Source organism: Paenibacillus sp. RC21, from assembly GCF_044907935.1.
In the GTDB taxonomy this organism is placed as follows: domain Bacteria; phylum Bacillota; class Bacilli; order Paenibacillales; family Paenibacillaceae; genus Paenibacillus; species Paenibacillus terrae_A.
This window is the reverse complement of record NZ_JBIYCS010000010.1, coordinates 15863-35217: the sequence shown is the minus strand read 5'-3', so window position 1 is coordinate 35217 and position 19355 is coordinate 15863. Positions and strand designations below refer to the sequence as shown.

Annotated in this window: 17 protein-coding genes; 5 read left to right on the top strand and 12 right to left on the bottom strand. The window is 48.7% G+C overall.

Annotated elements, in window-relative coordinates; genetic code table 11:
* Positions 1 to 23: 23 nt before the first annotated feature.
* From ABIA61_RS23530 to ABIA61_RS23515, 4 genes are all read right to left on the bottom strand, one after another.
* Entirely contained in the window at positions 24 to 479 is a 456-nt protein-coding gene (locus ABIA61_RS23530; protein WP_283654602.1) for a MerR family transcriptional regulator, read from the bottom strand.
* A 359-nt stretch (positions 480 to 838) separates the two neighbouring features.
* Entirely contained in the window at positions 839 to 940 is a 102-nt protein-coding gene (locus ABIA61_RS23525; RefSeq protein ID WP_014599460.1) for a hypothetical protein, read from the bottom strand.
* A 112-nt stretch (positions 941 to 1052) separates the two neighbouring features.
* Positions 1053 to 1640 (bottom strand): TetR/AcrR family transcriptional regulator, encoded by a 588-nt coding sequence (locus ABIA61_RS23520; RefSeq protein WP_283654601.1) that lies wholly within the window; start codon positions 1638 to 1640, stop codon positions 1053 to 1055.
* Positions 1641 to 1841: 201 nt separating this feature from the next.
* Positions 1842 to 2453, bottom strand: a complete 612-nt coding sequence (locus ABIA61_RS23515) for a pyridoxamine 5'-phosphate oxidase family protein (protein ID WP_283654600.1) — start codon at positions 2451 to 2453, stop codon at positions 1842 to 1844.
* Between the two features lie 115 nt (positions 2454 to 2568).
* On the opposite strand from ABIA61_RS23515, the gene pdxR reads away from it, so the two are divergent.
* Complete coding sequence (pdxR, locus tag ABIA61_RS23510; RefSeq protein ID WP_404581329.1) at positions 2569 to 4074, top strand: MocR-like pyridoxine biosynthesis transcription factor PdxR; 1506 nt, start codon at positions 2569 to 2571, stop codon at positions 4072 to 4074.
* A 14-nt stretch (positions 4075 to 4088) separates the two neighbouring features.
* On the opposite strand, the gene ABIA61_RS23505 is transcribed toward pdxR, so the two are convergent.
* Positions 4089 to 4694 (bottom strand): pentapeptide repeat-containing protein, encoded by a 606-nt coding sequence (locus ABIA61_RS23505; protein WP_283654598.1) that lies wholly within the window; start codon positions 4692 to 4694, stop codon positions 4089 to 4091.
* Positions 4695 to 4705: 11 nt separating this feature from the next.
* Entirely contained in the window at positions 4706 to 5344 is a 639-nt protein-coding gene (locus tag ABIA61_RS23500) for a pentapeptide repeat-containing protein (protein WP_134911259.1), read from the bottom strand.
* Between the two features lie 398 nt (positions 5345 to 5742).
* Between ABIA61_RS23500 and ABIA61_RS23495 the strand changes: the two genes are divergently transcribed.
* Positions 5743 to 9042 carry a DUF5695 domain-containing protein gene (locus tag ABIA61_RS23495; RefSeq protein ID WP_283654596.1) on the top strand — a complete coding sequence of 1100 codons (3300 nt, stop codon included), beginning with the start codon at positions 5743 to 5745 and terminating at the stop codon, positions 9040 to 9042.
* A 196-nt stretch (positions 9043 to 9238) separates the two neighbouring features.
* Entirely contained in the window at positions 9239 to 10798 is a 1560-nt protein-coding gene (locus ABIA61_RS23490) for an Ig domain-containing protein (protein WP_283654595.1), read from the top strand.
* Between the two features lie 30 nt (positions 10799 to 10828).
* Here the strand turns inward: ABIA61_RS23490 and ABIA61_RS23485 are convergent, their stop codons facing one another.
* On the bottom strand, positions 10829 to 11875 hold the full coding sequence (locus ABIA61_RS23485; protein ID WP_404519710.1) for a hypothetical protein: 1047 nt from the start codon (positions 11873 to 11875) through the stop codon (positions 10829 to 10831).
* A gap of 274 nt (positions 11876 to 12149) precedes the next feature.
* On the opposite strand from ABIA61_RS23485, the gene ABIA61_RS23480 reads away from it, so the two are divergent.
* Together ABIA61_RS23480 and ABIA61_RS23475 are read left to right on the top strand one after the other, a co-directional pair.
* A complete protein-coding gene (locus ABIA61_RS23480; protein WP_404581328.1) occupies positions 12150 to 12416 on the top strand; it encodes a hypothetical protein in 267 nt (88 codons plus the stop codon).
* A 67-nt stretch (positions 12417 to 12483) separates the two neighbouring features.
* Positions 12484 to 12879, top strand: coding sequence for a hypothetical protein (locus ABIA61_RS23475; RefSeq protein ID WP_404581327.1), 396 nt, complete (start codon positions 12484 to 12486; stop codon positions 12877 to 12879).
* 392 nt (positions 12880 to 13271) lie between these two features.
* Here ABIA61_RS23475 and ABIA61_RS23470 read toward each other — a convergent pair whose 3' ends face one another.
* From ABIA61_RS23470 to ABIA61_RS23450, 5 genes are all read right to left on the bottom strand, one after another.
* Entirely contained in the window at positions 13272 to 14099 is an 828-nt protein-coding gene (locus ABIA61_RS23470; RefSeq protein WP_283654588.1) for a carbohydrate ABC transporter permease, read from the bottom strand.
* Positions 14096 to 14980: a carbohydrate ABC transporter permease gene (locus ABIA61_RS23465; protein ID WP_044645320.1), complete on the bottom strand. Its 885-nt coding sequence runs from the start codon at positions 14978 to 14980 to the stop codon at positions 14096 to 14098. Before ABIA61_RS23465 ends, ABIA61_RS23470 begins: the two co-directional genes overlap by 4 nt.
* A 39-nt stretch (positions 14981 to 15019) precedes the next feature.
* On the bottom strand, positions 15020 to 16300 hold the full coding sequence (locus tag ABIA61_RS23460; protein ID WP_283654587.1) for an ABC transporter substrate-binding protein: 1281 nt from the start codon (positions 16298 to 16300) through the stop codon (positions 15020 to 15022).
* A gap of 173 nt (positions 16301 to 16473) precedes the next feature.
* Entirely contained in the window at positions 16474 to 17541 is a 1068-nt protein-coding gene (locus ABIA61_RS23455) for a response regulator transcription factor (RefSeq protein WP_283654586.1), read from the bottom strand.
* The gene (locus ABIA61_RS23450; protein WP_404581326.1) at positions 17538 to 19334 is read right to left on the bottom strand and encodes a sensor histidine kinase; all 1797 of its coding nucleotides are present in this window, start codon (positions 19332 to 19334) and stop codon (positions 17538 to 17540) included. Before ABIA61_RS23450 ends, ABIA61_RS23455 begins: the two co-directional genes overlap by 4 nt.
* Between the last annotated feature and the right edge of the window lie 21 nt (positions 19335 to 19355).

Below are 19355 nucleotides of genomic sequence, written 5' to 3'. Positions count from 1 at the left end.
AATCTAAATGTAAAATGATTCGCTTATGACGGGTCGCTGCCAAGCTCCTTATCAAGCAGAACCTTTCGTTCGCGAACCCTGACCCGCAGCTCCTCCAGCTCGGTCTGGAGCATACGGATGCTGTTGATTTTACCCTCCATCAGCTCCAGTTGTTCGTTCAGTGTTACCTCCATATCCTCCAACATGGCCCGGCGCTCAACAGGATGCAGGATATCCGTTCGTTCACGATATTCCTCCCGCTGACCCTTGAGCATTTCCGCAGCGGACATGTAACGCTGAAGCTCTTGCAGGGAGAAACCAAGCACTTCCTTGGCACTCACAATTTTTTTCAGTAAATCCACATCCTCCTGCGTATACAGCCGCATATTCCCTTCGCTGCGCTGCGGGGAGGGCAACAGACCGATTTCCTCATAATAACGAATGGTTCGCTTGGTCAAACCGCATTGCTTGGCGACCTCGTCAATTTTATACGTAACCATGACACCCACCTTATGAAAAAGTTTATATATAAATACTACGCCTATCTAACGTTAACGTCAACGTTAACTTTGGAGAAAAAAAAGAAACCGCTCCTATTAGAGACGGTTCCTGTTTTGACTTGCATGTTCATAGGCGCGAAGCATCGGCGCTCAAGCCCATGAAATATATAATTTAGATAAAAATAGTGCGAGTGATGATAACCAGCAAAATGAAGAGTACCAGAATAACACCAGTGGAAGTCCACATGCCGTAGCCACCACCGCCACAACCTCTGTCTACTTCACCCATCTCAAATTCCTCCTCCCTCCGTTGATTACAAATACATCGCCTGAATTCAATTCAGATTGTTAACAACGAGTTAGATAACGAATGCTTTAGAGATGATAACGAGCAAAATGAAAAGTACCAGAATCGCTCCTGTAGATGTGAAAGCTCCATAACCAGCGCCTACTCCAGACATACTGATTCCTCCCTTCATGGTTTACAAAAGCATCTTATGCGTATGTTGCCAACCATGATAGGTACAGATGCCGCGCCTCCCGCCCAAATGTAGGTCTTTCGCTTTGGTTCCGTTATCCTCCATGCGCCAGCATGCCGTGATACAGCAGGTTTCGCGTCTGCTTGGCAAGTACGGATGGACTTTCGCGTCCAGTCAGCAATTTGGTTAACGTCAACCGTTCAATCAAACCAACGACGCATTCCGCCGTCAGCTCCGGGTCCAATTCCTCACGGCAAGAACCCCATCGTTGTGCCGCAAGCAGATGCTTTTTAATATGACCTGCCATTTCTGCCTTGATACGCACCGAGTCCGACGCCTGGTAAAATCCGACACGGGTTATCGCCGAATTATTGGATAACATACGAAAAACGGATTCCAGAAACACTAGCCCCCGGCTCAAAATTTCAGCTTGGCTTTGATCCGGTTCCACCTTCATGCATTGGACCGTCTCATTCACCAACACTCGGAAGCTCTCAACAAGCTCCTCATACATTTGTTCCTTACTCTCAAAATGAATATAAAAATCCGGCTGCGTCAATCCCGCACGCGCCGCGATCGAACTTACCTTGGTCTGATAAAAACCGGTCTGAGCGAACTCCTCAGCCCCCGCCTCCAGTAACAACCGTCGACCTTCCCGACTTCTGACTCCTGCTCTCGTCACGGTCCTTGCCCCCTTACTCCACAAATCTATCGTATTATAAGGTTCCCTTGCGGTAAGAACAACGGGCTTGAGGATGATATATGCCTGTCCTTCCAAAGTCCTAATACAGAAGAAATGAAGGTTTTGAAAATATAAGGGCATCTCCCTTTAAGGTAGTATTAACCAATTAGACCGTGAGCAAGCAAGAATGATGACGCCGGATCAGTGGTGAGGACAATATTTGCGCATCATTTCAATGGTTGTCAGATCATCATCCCGCCCTCGGTTTTGCAAACCGTCGATAATCTGTTGACGTTCCTGCTCTTTAACATTCTGCCCGAATTTGAATTTGGCGGTCCACTCATCCGGTACAATCTTGATCAGCGCGACCCCTTTCAGACGTGAAGCATACCGGGGATCGCTGGCATCGATAGGTTCATAGCCGCCCTCCGGTTGCAGCTTACTCATAAAAATGGAAAAGGCAGATGCCTTTTCTTCCAGTTCCACTACCTGTTCCGCATGACCTCGCACGGTAATACTTTTAAAAAATGATGTCGCCGGACATGCCATATGTTCATCCGTAAAATAAGACGGGATGAGCGCATACTCTTTGGCAGCGGAAAAAGTAACCCGGTTGTCCTCCATCATCCGTTCCATCTTCTCTCCGGCACGGCTGCCATGAATATAAAAAACACCATTTCCATAAGCAAAATTCAAGGGTACAACCCGCGGGAACCCATCCTCGCTGTTCATACCCAGAAAACCGAAGCTGACCTCGCTCAGAAATAGCTCTATTTCCTCTTCTTCTGCCACCGTAAATTCTTTTCTTCTCATGGATCATGCTCCTTTCGTCTATTGACCAGCGATACATTTCAGATTATGTTGAAGATGGATCAATGAATAGATCCAATATGATCGAAAATGAGTAGTCCAATGGAAGGAGAAGGTTATGGATATTACGATTGCTTATCAGCGTGCTATTCAACTGTATCATCATAAATATTTGGCCTTGTATCATGCTCTTCGGGAAGGAATTCTGAACGGATCACTTGCCAGCGGTACGCGCCTGCCTTCAAGTCGTGATCTGGCTGTGATGTATGGAATTTCGCGGGGCAGTGTTGCAGAAGCCTACGATATGCTATTGGCAGAAGGGTATGTGGAAACCGCGGTAGGCAGAGGGACTTTTGTCATTGAACAAACCGCGTTGCTACCCAACACATCATCGATTGATAAGCAGACCCGGCAAGCACCTTCTGTTAAACAAACACCCCCAGCTCTGTCCACATGGGGACAACGGATTATGCAGATGGAAAGAGAGTCACGGCCGTCTTCTGCTTCTGGTGTAAATGAAGATGCGGCTCAACAACCCCTGATTTCTTTTCAGGCAGGAGAAGTGGTGTTGGAAGGCAATTCACTGACCGCATGGAAAAGCGCAACGGCTGCCGCTGGAAAAGACTTGCAAAAGCCTTCGTCTGCCTTGATGACAGCACCCGTGAATGGCGATGAATGGTTGCGTGAAGCGATTTGTCAGCATGTTGGAAGAACGCGGGGAATTATGGCCCACCCAGATCAAGTCGTATTATGCAGTGGCTCCATGGAAGTGATCACCTTATTATGCCAGTTGCTTATTAATGAGCAAGATCCCATCGTGCTGGAAAATCCCTGTTATCCCGGTATTCACCGTGCGGTTACCGCATCGGGCGGACAGGTGCAAGTTGCTGAGCTGGATCAACAAGGAATTATTCCGCAGGATTGGGATTCCAGATTACTATTTGTTACACCGGGACGACAGTTTCCAATCGGAGCTGTATTGCCATTAGCACGCCGTCAACATATTTTGCAATGGGCGGTGTCCAGAGGCGCGTGGATTATCGAAGATGATTATGACAGCGAATTCCGTTGGGCAGGACGACCGATTGAACCGCTGAAAGCACTGGATCGCGCGGATTGTGTCATCTATGTCGGTTCCTTTTCCAAAAGCATGTTCAGCAGTCTTCGACTGGGCTACGCTATTCTGCCCGCTGCACTGACTCAAGCGCTAACAGCCGCCAAACGGCTATATGACCCTCTGCCGCCTGCCCGTCTGGAACAGCGCGCACTGGCACGCTTTATGATACGCGGCGACTTTGTTCGCCATCTGCGCCGGATGACCCGGATGTACAGATCACGTTACGAGGTGTTCCAGCGCGAAATGCAGCAGTTGAGTAGACTGTTTCACTGGCATCAGACTGACTGCGGCCTGCATGCCTATGCGGTCTGGAAGCATGAGCCTGCTCAGTATCAGCAATTGATGCAGGCGGCCCGGTCTTTCGGAGTCACATGGCGTGATGCAGCCGATTACCAACTGACGCCAGGTCCCCCATCCGCCTGTTTTATTTTTGCCCATTTAACGGAACACCAAATGATTGAAGGCATTAACCGTCTGCGCCAGGCTTGGGATAGTATTAAAAAATGAGTGGAATCTTCGCCTCAATCGACCTTCGCACCATATGAACGTAAGAACGCCAACGCCTGGTCCCGATCCATCCGTGCACCTTTGACAACAAGTGCTTTAAAATCGACTCCATCCATAGTAGCACCACGTAAATCGGCTCCCTGTAGCTTGGCATGAGCTAAAATAGCTCTGGTCAGGTCGCAATCTCTGAGGTCTGCCTTCTGCAGATTGGCATCCGAGAGATCGGCTTCATAAAAGCGTACTCCTCTCAAATCCTGCTTTTCCAGCCGGGCCTGCCGCAAATTGGTATAAGACCAATCGCCCTGAACGAGCGTAATGCCGTCTATTTTTGCTTTTGAAAAGTCTGAGCCCGTCATTTTACAATTGCTAAATTTGGAGACGAACAGATTGGCTTCAATAAAGTTACAATTTATAAAAGCCGATTCAGTATGAATAGAACCGTTCAACAGTGCCCCTTGAAAATCACATTCGATAAAACGACATTCGCTGGTCATGATTTCCTCCAACGAACCGTTCGTAAAGGTACAACGTTCAAAGGTGCAACGAATAAGTTCACCATCCCTTAAATCTTTCCCGCTATAATCAATGCCCTCATATTGCTGCTCCTGATACTGAAACATAATGATCCCCCTTATTTAATCACTAGCCCTAACAGCCCCACAAAAGACGAAGCTTGATGTGGAGAGATCATGCACCCGTCCAGGTCTTCGATATCCACCTGTAGCCCATCAAATTCGCAATCGCTCAGATCAATCCCCTTGAGCTTGGACCCCGACAGCATGGCCTGATCCATATTGCAACGGGTAAAAAAGGTTTTTTGTAGCGTCAAATGATAAAGGTCGGAGCTTATCAATGAACAATCCTCAAAACCAACCTGCTTGAAATTGGCAAAGCGAAACATTGAATAATCCCCTAAGCAATCCAGAAAACGAACATTTTGGAGTCTGCTTCTGGAGAAGTCTGTTCCGAGAAGTTTGCAATTTCTAAACTCTACCCGGTGAATAAAGGAACCGGAAAAGTTAATATTAGACAGGTCGCATTTATCGAAAATAACATCTGTCCATTCACTTTCCGGCAATGACGATTCCATAATCGTAACATTTTTAAAAGTCATCTTCTCAAACGAAACCCTGGTAGCTTCCACATTATCCATGGTCATATCCTCTACAGACCCCGTGTTAAATTCATCCTTGGATCGTAAGGAGTACATTTCATCGGTTAATACAGGTAAGTCTGAAGGAATTTTCGGCAACTCTATCTTAATTTCCATAGCTATCTCCACCTTCTGAGTGCTTATTCCGACATATGTCTAGTTTATATGATGATGCACCGCAGTAACAATGGCTTTATACACGTACCTGTAAAATGAAAAAAGCCGCGCTACCCAGCGCGACACCTAAGCTTTCTACAATCAGGTAGCTCTTATTCTTCGTAGGTAATGATTTTGTTAACAAACCCCTTTAGCTCCTAACTGAGCAGATTGGTCTGATTCGAAATTTCACGAATGAAACCCGCCACCTAGCCACTATTACAATCTATCGTTCCTGTACCCTAATATACGAATCTATTTTCTATCAATCTCCACACATAGCGTAGCAAAAGCATTTCTGCCACATATATTAACGTTGTGAGTATACTCACGAACCTTTTTTTAAGGGGGTTGATAGCATGGCAGTACAGCTATCTAATAATATGTTCTCCATCTCGGTCGGAGATTACGGGGATATCTCTTCCTTACGTCTGGTAGGAGACACATTCAATACGAACTATGTCATGAACAGCTCCAACGCACCCAAACAAAATACGGCAGATCATCAGTGGCTTGGTGAACTCATGTTTACCTACCGTCTCGGTAACGGGGCGTGGACTCGGGCATGGACAAGCAACTCTGCGGATGCACGGACGATCACCTCATCCGGCAGTAGTGTTCAGGTATCGTATCAAAATTCGTCAAACAATCAGGGAATACGTAATTTTACATTAAATGAAACGTATTCGCTGGTCAACGATTACCTGCATTGGCAGATGAAAGTAACGAACACTTCCAATCAAACGCTGGAAATCGGAGATTGGGGGCTTCCGCTGCCGTTTAACGAGTATTGGTCCGGCGGCAATAACGAACAAATCTATGAAACAAGGGTACTTTCCCACTCCTTTGTAGGGCATAACAGCTCTTTTATTACCGCTGGACGGCCTAGCGGCATCGGGCCTTATCTACTGCTAGCCCCTGATTCCTCTACAGGCGCAAGTCTCGAATATCAGGACCATTGGAGAGTCGAGGAGCACCCGGGCAGCACGTGGGCTATGGAGCAAGGCGGCTGGTCCGAAGGACTAAATGTGTTCTATATCCACTCCAATGTCATCAAGAACACCAACCGTGGCTATCTTTCCAACACCAGTCTGTCGCTGGCTCCAGGCGAAAGCAAAACGTATGCCTTTAAATTTTACAAGGTAGCGGACGAGCAGGCCGTGAAGGACAGGCTGTACAGCGAGGGACATGTGGATGTGACCGTGGTTCCGGGCATGATTTTCCCGACGAATCTCAAGGCTAAATTCGATCTGCATACCAGCAAATCCATTACCTCTGTCACAGCGCAATACCCGTCCGAAACGACCATCAGCTATCTGGAAACAGCCCCTACAAACCATAAAATATATGAACTTACACTGGGACGACTGGGGCACAACAATATTACCGTGAACTACGGTAACGGCGAAAAAACCGTTCTCCAATTCTATGCCATCGAGCCAGTCGATGCTGCACTTCAGCGCCACTCTACCTTCATGGTCAACAGCACCCAATGGAATATGCCGGGCGACCTGCGGGACAAGGTGTTTGACGACTGGATGATGCAATATAAGGCCAAGCGCAACAGCTTTGCAGGCTACTGGGGTTGGGGTGACGATTGGGGATTAACCCATGGCCAGTTCCTGGCTGAGAGAAACGTTCAGAAGCCCGTGGCATCCGAGATTAAAGCAGTCGATGATTATCTGGAGGTTGCCGTCTGGACAAATCTGATGGAAGGCCATCATACCGATTATCTGGTTCCCGATTTCCTGATGCCGCAGCCCAACACAACACCGACGTACCGGGGCTATGCCTATCCGCATATTTACAACACGTTTTTCAGCATGTATAAGCTCGCCAAGCTGTATCCGAACCTGATTAGCTACCGCAATAGCAAAAACACGTATTTGCTGCGCGCTTATCGTATTTTCAAGGCATTGTATGAAGGCCCTGTCGCCTACAACTGGAACACAGGGCTCATGGGTGAACTGACCACGCCGGATATCATTAAAGCGCTACAGGAAGAAGGCTTGACCACCGAGGCTAACGACCTGATCGCCAAAATGGCTACCAAGTACAACAATTTCAAAAACACCACCTATCCCTACGGCTCCGAGTATAACTATGACAATACAGGTGAGGAAGCGGTATATACGCTCGCCAAAATGAACAGCAATACGACGATGATGAGTAAAATCAACGCCAAAACACGCGCCGCACGCGGACATATGCCTGTGTGGTACTACTACGCCGATCCGGTCACGATTACCGGGGAAAATTGGTGGAACTTCCAGTACACCACCTCGCTGGCAGGCTACGCGATGGATGACTGGACACGCCGTTATTCATCCAAGCCCGAAGTGGATCAACGCTTGTCCTATGCCGCTAAGCTCGCTAACATCGGGGCGATTAACTCGGGACAGATCAGCTCCGATCCAGCCAATATCGGCGCGGTATCGTGGACGTATCAGGCGGGAAAGGGCAATTACGGTGCTCTTGGTCTGGACGGCGGTCCGCTCTTCAACGGCTGGCGCGGCATGTCCGGGGAAGCGGATTTGGGGCTGTTCGGAGCAATTAAAGTTCTAAGCTCGGACATTGCTGTCGATCCCATTTTCGGCTTGTATGGCTATGGCTGTGACGTTACAGAAAGCGGTAACAACTATACGATCACTCCCAAGGACGGTGTATTCCAGCGGCTGCATCTGATCTCCCAAAAGCTGAGTCTGGAACTGAATCGGGACCAATACACCTCGGCTATCGTGGCCAAATCCAAAAATAACGTCCGTCTGACGCTGAAAAATACAACAACGGGCACAGCCCACTCCACCATCCTGACCTTGACCGGACTGGCCGCAGGTACGTATGACGTGCTCGTAGACGGAACGAAAACCGGCTCCGTCACAGCTGTTAACGGCTCATCGGCTACGGTCAGACTGAATATCGGTACGGCGGCCTCCTACGATATCCGTATTCAGACAGGCTCAGGTAATCCGACTCCAGCCGGAGACGTTGTAGCCCAATATGATTTTAATGAAACAAGCGGATCTACCGCAGCCGATTTGTCAGGCAATGGGCAGCAAGCTAATGTGAACGGCGGCTCGTGGGGCGTTGGACGGAACGGCAATGCTCTGCTCTTAAACGGAACAGCCACCTATGCCAGCCTGCCAGGTGGTCTGGTCAGCAGCGTTAACGATTTTACGATTGCGGCCTGGGTACGGGTGAACACCCATAACGGCTGGGCCCGCCTGTTTGATTTTGGGGCAGGCACGGATCGGTATATGTTTTTGGCACCCAAGGCCGAAGGGACAGGTATGCGCTTTGCCATCACCGTCTCGGGTAACGGGGAGGAACAGCAGTTAAATGCCCCGGAACTGGCGACAGGGGTCTGGAAACATGTGGCCGTGACACTGTCGGACAACACGGGAATTATGTATGTAGACGGTATAGAAGCGACGCGAAATACGAACATGACGTTAAAGCCGTCCAGCCTTGGGCTGACGGACCGGAACTATATTGGAAAATCCCAGTTTGATGATCCTTATCTGAACGGGGCAGTAGATGAGCTGATCATCTACAACAGAGCGCTGACAGCTCAGGAGATTCGCAGTTTGGCCTCGGTAAGCAACGCTGTTGCAGACCCTAAAATGGTATCCAGTTCGTATGCTGAAGGAGCAGATTAAGCGGATGTAATTATTTTATACCATTAACTTTTTAAGTTGTGAATGATTCGTGCCGTGAATGATTTGTATCGTGAATCATTCAAGCTATGAATGGTTTTATGCCCTATTCATTTGAGTAAAAAAGGCGGGCGGCTCACGTGGAAGCCTTGTTGCTGCCCGTTTTAGAGGCCGTCCGGCTTATGAGGAGGATTCCGCCATGTGTAAAGAACATGCAAGACCACCCCTGTCGGCAAGTGTTGACTGTGATTCATGCGGTACTGCTTCTGCTTCGATAAATGAGGCTCTCCTTGAAACAGAAACCGCACAAGTCTCGGGTTCCGCCGTATCCCCGCAAGCAATTGGCAGCGATGCCGAGGTGATTGACCGCTTCGGACGGATTATTAACTGGTACGGCGTTGAACTGGTGGATTGGCAAGGCTATATCGCCAATCCGTTCATCAACCTGACCGTGAAGCCCCCTGCCAGTGCGGCGTATCCGATCAGCATCACGCTTAAGGCGCAGGGAACGTCCCGGCTTATGATGAATCTGCCCAGTACGTTATCTGCCACTGGCGCTACGAAGGTGCTAAATTTTAACAATGCATCCGAGAGAAAGGATTTTAAGCTGGAGGTTGCACCTGACCGCAACGGTGGCCCGGACGAGATTGAGCACTATACGTTGTATCTCACCATTGCAGACAGCGCGGGGGCCACACGGACCCATACCATTCCGATCCGGGTATGGGATCAGGACGATAATCAGGATACCAAATTCCCATTGGTGTTCGATTATCGCTACGATACGGTCAATCACTATTTTGACGATCCAGGTACTCGTAAGGCGGCCGAACAGGCGATTAAGGACTGGTTCTACTTCTTCGATGTCCAGCCGTTCGATACTGTTCCCGCTGGAGCTGAACGCAACTATATTCCCAACAACGACTGGAACGGGCATACGATTGGCACGAATAACGCCCCTTATAATGGAGAATGGATTTTCCTGCGCGGTATCGACGGCCCTTATTCGACTGGATGGCCTGGTAACAGTGGTTATTACCACACGAAAAACGGCGTCCGCGTTCCTGGTCCCATTCATCGTTCGTTGGGAACCGCACTGGATTTTTATCCAGATGCTCAGGTATTCACCTCGCTGAATGACGACGACTGGTACAAAACCGATCTGACTCAGGTGACAGACGTATATGGCCTCATTATGCACGAGTTCGGCCATGCCGTCGCCTTCAGTGATTCATGGGTGGGAATGAATACTTACCACAGTAGCGGCGGTGCCGACTCCGTCGTTGAAGCGTACCAAGGCGTCCGGGTTCCGCTAGATGGAAGCTATCACATCCCGGCGGATCGGCAATACTGGGACCGTCTCAGCGGACAAAGCGCAGGCTGGGTGGCAGAATTCCCGGTACGCCGCTGGATGCTGAACAAGCTGACGCTGCTCATAGCCGAGAAAGCAGGCTGGAAGCTGAACCGCAAGCTGACACCTTTCCTCGAACCGGAAATCGTCACAGCCTCCTTGCCCAAAGCCGTCAAAGGACAAAGCTACAGCCAACAACTGACAGCCAAGGGTGGGGTCCCCTTCTACGACTGGACACTGAAAAGCGGCAATCTGCCTACCGGGCTGACACTCGACCGCTTTACCGGAACGATCAGCGGTACTGTATCCGCCAGCCAGTCGCAAAACAGCTACACCTTTACGATCGAGCTTCGGGATTATGATGAGTTGGCGAAGCCGTTCACACGCAGCTTTACGATTGGCTTGTAAGCAAGCGACTATGATTTCACTTGCGGGGTATTAGCTCTGTTTAATCCGCGTTGTTCTTGGCTTCAAACGTGCCAATTCCTCGCTGGTGAGCTGTCTTGTATAAGAGCGTGGGGATGATCCTGTATCTACTCTGCGCACCTTGCCTGCCCCTACGGGGCGGGCTACCCGTGTGTTAAACGCCTGCATGAACCACTGTACCGGGAAAGCAATGGACAGACGACCGTCTGCCGTGCCTGCAAAATTGACCGCAGCCGCATAATTATCCGACTGTCTGAGCCAGACAGAGCCGGAATCCCCTGGCAGCGATACAGGGGTAGTGCCTCTAATAACAGTCTGATCCTGGAAGGTCAGCAGCCCCAAGCTTCCACCGTAATTAATTTGCAGATCCGTGTAGACGGACTCTACCGTACCATTCACCAATCCGGTCGTGCGCCCCACCTTTTTGAATTTTTCTCCTACACGATAAGCGGTCACATGACCCGGGACAACTCCTATCGTAGCGTAACGCGGATTAAGCGAGCTGTTGCGGGTCGGCAAGGAAAGCGCCGCATCAATGAAATTGGTTCCTGTTGGGTTCAGGCGTATATAACGATACAACCGCCCTATACGATCTCGGGTATCCGTCCCCCCATCGGCTCCGCCTGGCTGAAGCGTAGCCCCCCGATTGTCAGTATTGGAGGGATTGAGTACATGGTTATTGCTGAAAAGATAACGTGTAGCCGGCGCTCCAGTTGGGGCAACGATCAGCCCGGTCGTACCGGAGCCTTCAATCGTTCCGACACTGTAGCCGGCGATGACCGGGCGTATGCGTACCCTGTAGTCCGTGGCATTGGCTTTGATCTTTCCGGATTTAACAATCCGGACAGGAACGCTCGTTTGCTTGCCTAGTGCTGTGGCCGACAGAAGTCCGGTAGAGGCCGTGGCCAGCCGATCTGTGTACACAATGACAGCGGCCCCCCTTTTGGGACGAGCAGGGTCCCTATACCCTACGCCGATGCCGTGGACACCGGACATTTTTAAGACTCGCTTGGCCATCCGCTTTTTCACTTGAAGGGCGGCCGAGAAGGTAGCCAACATAATCATCCCCTTTGACATTCAGATGAAATATTGTATGGCTGTGGCGATAATTGTTTACGGATATCGTTAAAACCCACCACTAGAAAAACTCTGCTGCTTCTGCCGCACCAACAGCTAACGTAGAAGTAAAAGAAGAAATTCCAGTACAAGCGAGAAGTGGAGAAGGTTTGAATTTCATTGAGGCAGACAGATATATCACTCAAAAAGAATCTTCAAAGACAAAATTCAAGACAGCAGATGAAGTTTTTGCGGCTCATGGTGGCACAGCAAACAAATGGATTTAGATTCATTATCAGAGAATACCGCGGTTATTAATGTTGATTCTGTAGCTGAATTGGATGCGTTATTATCAGGAGTTTCAGGTTCATTTTCTGGAGAGGATATTGTTCCGAATCAATCAATAGATTCAAATAGTAGTACATCTAAAGCAGAATTAGCCGCTACTAGCACCGGAACAGTAGAATCGAACTTATATGACGCTATAGCATGGAATCGAAGCACTGCAACAAGCAGTAAAATTACAATCAAACATCTTTTTTGATATGATTATTTTGTCGACTTTACTTCATATAATAATACATAGACAAATCCCTTCAAGGAGGTCCTTCATGGAGCTTTCTTTTTTATCAATATTGACATACAGCATACAAGCAATTGCAATTTTACTAATTATATTAAATTTTCTGAGGAAAAACGAAAAAAAAATAGGTCGGGGAACACTTTCACTGCTTTTATCTCTTCTTGGTATGCTTGTTTCTTTTGAATTTGGCAATTACATATTGGGGGATCAGTTGTTTTCCCTTTTAGGATTACCCGCATGGTCTAACAGTGTTAATAATACTGGGTTTCACTACACCTTTTTTCTATCCATTATTTTCTTTATTCCCAGTTTAATCATTGGATATAAAAATCCTAAAGCATTTGGAGCTGAAATGGGAAAACTGGTTTCTAGTATATATCTAACTCTGATAACAGTTACGCTTTTATTATTAATTATAAGCTAATTTCTCGAAGTGAAAGTTGTCTTAACGGGGGACTTTTGTTTTAAGACATTAAATCTGAACAATCCTGGGCGGGTAATTAGATTAAGGAGCTGATATTATGTATAATTCATTCACCTCCATATTTTTTGCTGCGTTAACTGCAATCACCCTCATAACGCTGCCAAAATTAGAAGCTAGGGTGAGTAAGAGAACAATGTTAAAAGTGAGAATTTCCATAATAACAACAGTTCTGCTAATCGGAGTCGTGTTGTATATCATTGACCCTCAGTGGTGGATCATTGTAGCCTTTGCAATTTTGTATGTAACCCTTCCTATCTTTTTATTGAAACGTTGGCGCGAAAAAAGCTGAATCAGAAAAAAAGCCTTCCTTGTTGATAGGAAGGCTTTCCACTTTATCCCTTAATCGCTCCCTCCGCTATGCCCTCCATGATGAATTTTTGGAAGAACGAATAGATCAGGATCACCGGGATGGAGGTCAGTACAAGTGCGGCCAGAATGAGCGACCAGTCCTTGTTATACTCCCCGAACAGCATGTTTGTCGAAAGAATCAGGGTGTAGTGGTTCACATCCGTCAACATCAACAATGGAAGTAAAAAGTCGTTCCAAATCCACAGGAAATCCAAAATCGCAATCGTGACAGTGATCGGCAGCAGCAAAGGAAATATAATCCGGAAGAACGTTTGGAACTCATTACAGCCGTCCATTTGCGCCGATTCCTCCAGCTCACGCGGGATGGATTTGACGAATCCGTGGTACAAAAAGATCGCCATATTCACACCCAAGCCGATATAGATCAGCGCCAGACCATACGTACTGCCTTGGACGGACAAATCCTTTGCCATCCTTGTAAGCGGTATCATAATGGAGTGAAACGGTACCAGCATGGATGCGACAAACAGGAAGAAGATCGCACTGCTCATTTTCCCTCGTGTACGAGAGAGCTTGTAGCCCGCCAGCGCCGAACAGATCACGATGCCGCCAATGCCGATAAAAGAAATAATCGTGGAATTGAGGGCGCTGTTCAGCAAATGAGTCTGGTGAAAAGCCTGACTGTAATTTTCAAAATGAAGCTTTGTCGGCAGCGACGTAAAGGATGCGAACATCTCACCCTGCGTTTTAAAGGAATTAATCACCGCCATGTAGATCGGGAAGAAGGACACCACAGCGCCCACGCAGAGGAGCAGGGTAATCAACAAGGAGTTGGCTTTTTTCAGACTCATGCCTCCACCTCCCTCTTCTTCATCACACGTAACTGGATCAGCGTGAAGATCAGCACGATGGCGAACAAAATAACGGATTTGGCGCTTGCATAACCATAACGGAAGTTGTTGGAAAACGCCTCCTCATAAATGTTCATCGTAATCACCTGCGTACTGCGCCCCGGCCCTCCGCCAGTCAGTCCATAGACGACCTCGTAGACCTTGAAGGCACCGTTCAGCGTCAGGAAGAAACAGATGGTAATCGCATGGGTAATCATCGGCAGCGTCACACTTCTTAACGTCTGGAACGCGTTCGCCCCATCAATAATAGCGGCCTCCTTCAAGCTTTGCGGTACACCCTGAAGCGCAGCCAGATAAATGATCATCATATAGCCGACACCATTCCAGAGCGACACAATAATGATGGAAAAGAAAGATACCTTCGGATCGCCCAGCCACGATTGGCCCAAAAAGGCGATAGCTGTCTTTTCGGCAATCTGCGGCAGCACGGAGGAAAAAACAAACGTCCACATAAATGCGCTAATAATGGTACTGATCATATTGGGCATAAAAAATATCGTCCGAAAAAATCCTTTGGTACGTGTACGTGATTCAATCAGCACCGCCAGAGCTAACGCCAGCACATTTTGCAGTACAATCATGACCAGTACATATTTGAGCGTGAACCAGAGGGAATTGAGAAAATCCGGGTCTTCCTTCAGCGCCTCGACAAAGTTTCCCAAGCCGATAAAGCTGTAATTCGGATTCAATCCGTTCCAGTCTGTAAAGCTGTAGTACATACCGCTGATCGTTGGAATAAGCAGGAAGATGGCGTAAAAGATCAGCGCCGGGGCGGTAAACGCCAGCAGCATCACGTATTTTTTATAGATTTTAAAGGGCATGGAGTCTCCCCCCTCCTGATGTAATTCTATAGGTTTCCGTTACTTGTTTACTTTGTTATACGATTTCCATGCCTTATCCAGCGCCTTAATCACGTCATCCTGCGAGAGCTGGCCTGCATAATAGGATTGCAGCGATTTGCCTGCTTCATCCTTGACCGCTTGCGGGATGGACGGATCTTGATACGACTTGCCTGCTTTCACATACTCGGTAGCGTCATTGACCCAAGGATAGCTTTTGAACGTATGCACTTTAGAGATTGGGTTGAATTTCAATGATTCATAGAACGCGCTGGAATCCTTGTCGTCCAACACATAGTTTACAAAATCGAGTGCAACCTCCTTGTTCTTGCTTGTAGAGGATACAGCCAGCGAAGTCGAAGTGGACAGATTGATCAGTGTCGCATTCGGATCGTCGTTGATCGGCAGCGGGGCTACCCCAAAATCCATCTTCGGATCAGATTTCAAAATCGTTTCTGCAAACCATGGCCCTTGAATCCACATCGCTGCTTTCCCCGCAGCAAAGGCCGCCGATCCATCATCCCCGCCAATTTCCAGCGCCTTGTCTGTACCGTTGCTGTTCACCAGATCAATAATATCGAACATACTCTTCATTTCGGAAAAAGAGCCTTTGTCCTGATTCATCCGTTCGATAAAATCCTTGTTCTGTGTGTTCATCATCGCACCCGCTGTCAGTGGCACGAACAACTGTGGAATCCAGGATTCCTTGTAGGACAGCAGGAACGGCTTCACATTATTCGCTTTCAGCTTCTCGACCACAGCCTTCATTTCGGTCAGCGTTCCCGGTGGCTTCAAGTCCAGGTCCTTAAATATCTTTTTATTGTACAAGTAGCCCCATGAAATCGTTTCCAAAGGAACTGCCACGACCTTGCCGTCTTTCGTCGTCACCGAAGGCTTCACACTATCCATCAATTTGCTGACAAATGGCTGCCCGGACAGGTCCTCCAAATAGCCCGCTTTATAAAACGGAGGGATTTCATTCACCGCATGCAGGGCGAACACATCCGGGGCATCGTTGGATGCAAGTCTCGTTTTCAAAATTTGTGCTGCATTGTCGGAAGGCGGCATCTCCAATTGGACCGTAACGTCGATATTTTTATCTTTCTTTTCCTTCGCTACGAATGCGTTAATATATTTATCGTAATGCTCCTTCAAACGGGGCTGTGCGATAAACATTTTGAGATTAACCGTTTTACCGTCTCCACCGGAACCGCTGCTGTCACTACCTGAAGAATTCGCTCCACACCCGGCCAACAACGTGCCAACCAGCATTGTGCTCAATACACCTTTCCACATCTTCATGCAAAATGACCTCCCCTAAGTTGAAAATAACTGTGACCCACTGGCTGCTAATTCCTTTGTGCTACTTGTTTTGTATACGCTTTCATTATAGGGTGGGAGGTCACTTCTGCCATTGGACACCATTAGCCTGTTGGGTTGGATTTTTTTAAACTACGGCTGTTATCATCTCTACATCAGTGCTCCTTCCTCATTTCACCGGGCGCCATGCCAAAATGCTTTTTAAACACCCGGTAGAAATACGATACGTCCTCATATCCCGCCATCTCCGCCACCGCTTTAATCGAAATCTGTTTATCTGCCAGCCACTCGCGCGCTTTTTCCATTCTCCGCTGCACGATATAGTCCGTTACATTTTGACCATACTCCTGCTTGAATACCTTGCTCATATACTCCTTGCTGACAAAAAAGTTTTTCGCCAGTTGCTCCAGTGTAATCGGCTCGGCAAAGTGGCTGTCCATATAGCACCGCACCTCCTCCAGATTCAGCTTGTTCTTATACTTCCGCTGCCGAATGAGCTGCTCCAGCTCCTGCACATACCATGTCGATACGAACTCCAGCGCACGATCCGCAGAGGATAGCGTGTCCTGCGAAAGCGGAAATCCAGCCTTGGCAGTGGGCGTATCCAGCCCGTTGGACGCTGCCAGCTCTTTAAGCTGGGAAAGAAGCTCCTGCACCAGCCTGCCCAGCATATGTGGACCGGGTTCCCCGTAGCTCTCCAGCTCCTGCAAGATTTGCTTGCAGGTCATTTGTACGCCTTCCCGGTTCAGCTCATTAAAATAAAGCCGCAGCAGTTGCTTATACCGGGACAGCTTGTGGAAGAACTCATAGTCCAGCTCCGCCGCCTCCTGCTGCTGTTCCGCTGCCTTGGCTTCCAGATCGTCTTTGCATTTAAGCAGCACCGCATTCAGCTCGACGGGATTGACGGGCTTCAGCAAGTAATCAACGGCCTTGTACCGAATGGCATGTTTGGCATACGCGAAGTCGTCATAGCCGCTCACGACAATGATCTTCATATCGGGAAAATGGTTATTCAGCGCTTGCAGCAGCTCCACTCCGTCCGCGCCCGGCATACGCATGTCGGTAATCACAATCTGCGGGGATAATTCTCCGGCCAGCCTGAACGCCTCATCCCCGTCCTCAGCCTCACCAACCACCGACATTCCAAGCCTTTCCCATGCGCCGAACGTCTTTAGAATATCCCGGTTCCACGGCTCATCGTCGACAATTAATACCCGGATCATCCTTTTCCCTCCCCTGCTGATGTGAATGGAATGCGGATGGTGACACGTGTACCGATCCCCGGCTCACTGTCTATCGTCACCCCGTAATTCACTCCAAAATTCATCCGTATCCGTGAAGCCACATTGCTTAATCCGATATGGCTACCCTGCGCCCAGATCGGCTCCTCCGATGCATGTTCCAGCCGTGCCCGTACTTCTTCCAGTCTGTCGGGTGCCATGCCGCTACCATTATCGCAGACTGTAATGCATAGGTCTTCTTTCATAATCTCCACCCGGATTCCTACCCGCCATGCTCCAGCCTTACGATCCAGACCATGCTGAAACGCATTTTCCAGCAACGGCTGAAGCGACAGCTTGGGCAGACGAACATCCAGCGCCTGTTCATCCGTCTCCACCTGAAACACCAGTCGTTGCGGAAACCGCCGCTGCTGGATGCGCATATAGTGGCCTACATGGTCAATTTCCGCGCGTAAGGAGGCCATATCCTGCGGCTCCCGTACCACGTAGCGGAACATCTCACTCAGCGACCGAATCACCTCATACGTGTCCTCCGGCTTTTGGGAAAATACCATGCTACCGATCATTTGCAGCGTATTTTGCAGAAAATGGGGGTGAATCTGCGCCTGGAGCGCTTTTAACTCAGCCGTCTTTTTTTGCAAATTCATACTGTATTCCGTCTGGATATGCTCGCGGATTCGTCCTGCCATGCCATGCAGACTTCTTTCCAGCAACCCAATCTCATCCGGGCGTGTACTGGGTTCTCCGGCAGGTCCCTTGATCATATCCAGCTCCTGCACCGAACGCGCCAAATGGACAATCGGACGTGCTGTACGCCATGCGATGAAAACAGCAATGCAGATCGAAACCAATATGGAGATCCCGCCTATAATAATCCCGTACAGCATGGTCGAAAAAGCGCTGTGGTTAATGGAGGAAGTAGGTACGATTTTGACCAGCCGCAGCCCTACCACATCCAAATCATTATAAAATACATAATTACCGGCTGTCTTGATCATTCCCGGACCCGGCCGAACATCACGCAGTGCTGTTAGTACCTCCGCAGGAGGCGACTGGTGAACCTGCGACGGATACATCACCTTTCCATCTGAACCTGTAATAAAAACCTGATGCTGGTCTCCCCGCCCCAGCAAACCCAGCGTCTGATCAAATTGGGACCACAGCACATCCAGCAAAATAGCTCCCGTCTGCTTCTGATCCTCAAAACGGCGAATACTGCGGGTCAGTGTAAATCGTTCCGGGGCAGCGTGGCTTGTGCGAATCGAATAATCCTTATTCGCTTTCCACATCTCGGCATACTGAGGGGGTACACCGTTTACTGTCGTAATGGCATTTTGCATTCCATTGAAGGTAAACAGCGTTTGCGGCTGCTTCAAATAGAGCTGGATACCGATGACATGGCTCCCGGCCGAATAATATACATTCGCCAGCGTATTGAGCATTTTTCGCTGCGCATTAAATTGGCTGGAAAGATTGCCCGGCTCACGCTCATTCAAATAATCGCTCAGATCGGGGCTGATCTGAATGCTGTAAATCAGGTGGTTCAGACGATCTAACTGGTCGCTGATATAGACTCCTGTCCATTTCATATTGGACATGTTCGTCTCGACCACTTCGGTTTCCATCGACGCTCTGCTTTTTTCCGCAGCCAGCACTGTGACGGCGATGACTGGCAGCACAGAAAGGACGATCATCGTCAAAATCAGCTTGAGCTGAATGCTGCGTCGATACGGGGCTGTCAGTGCCCGAAACCAGCGGACTACTCGGGTTGGCATAGTGATGCTCTCCTCTGTTCA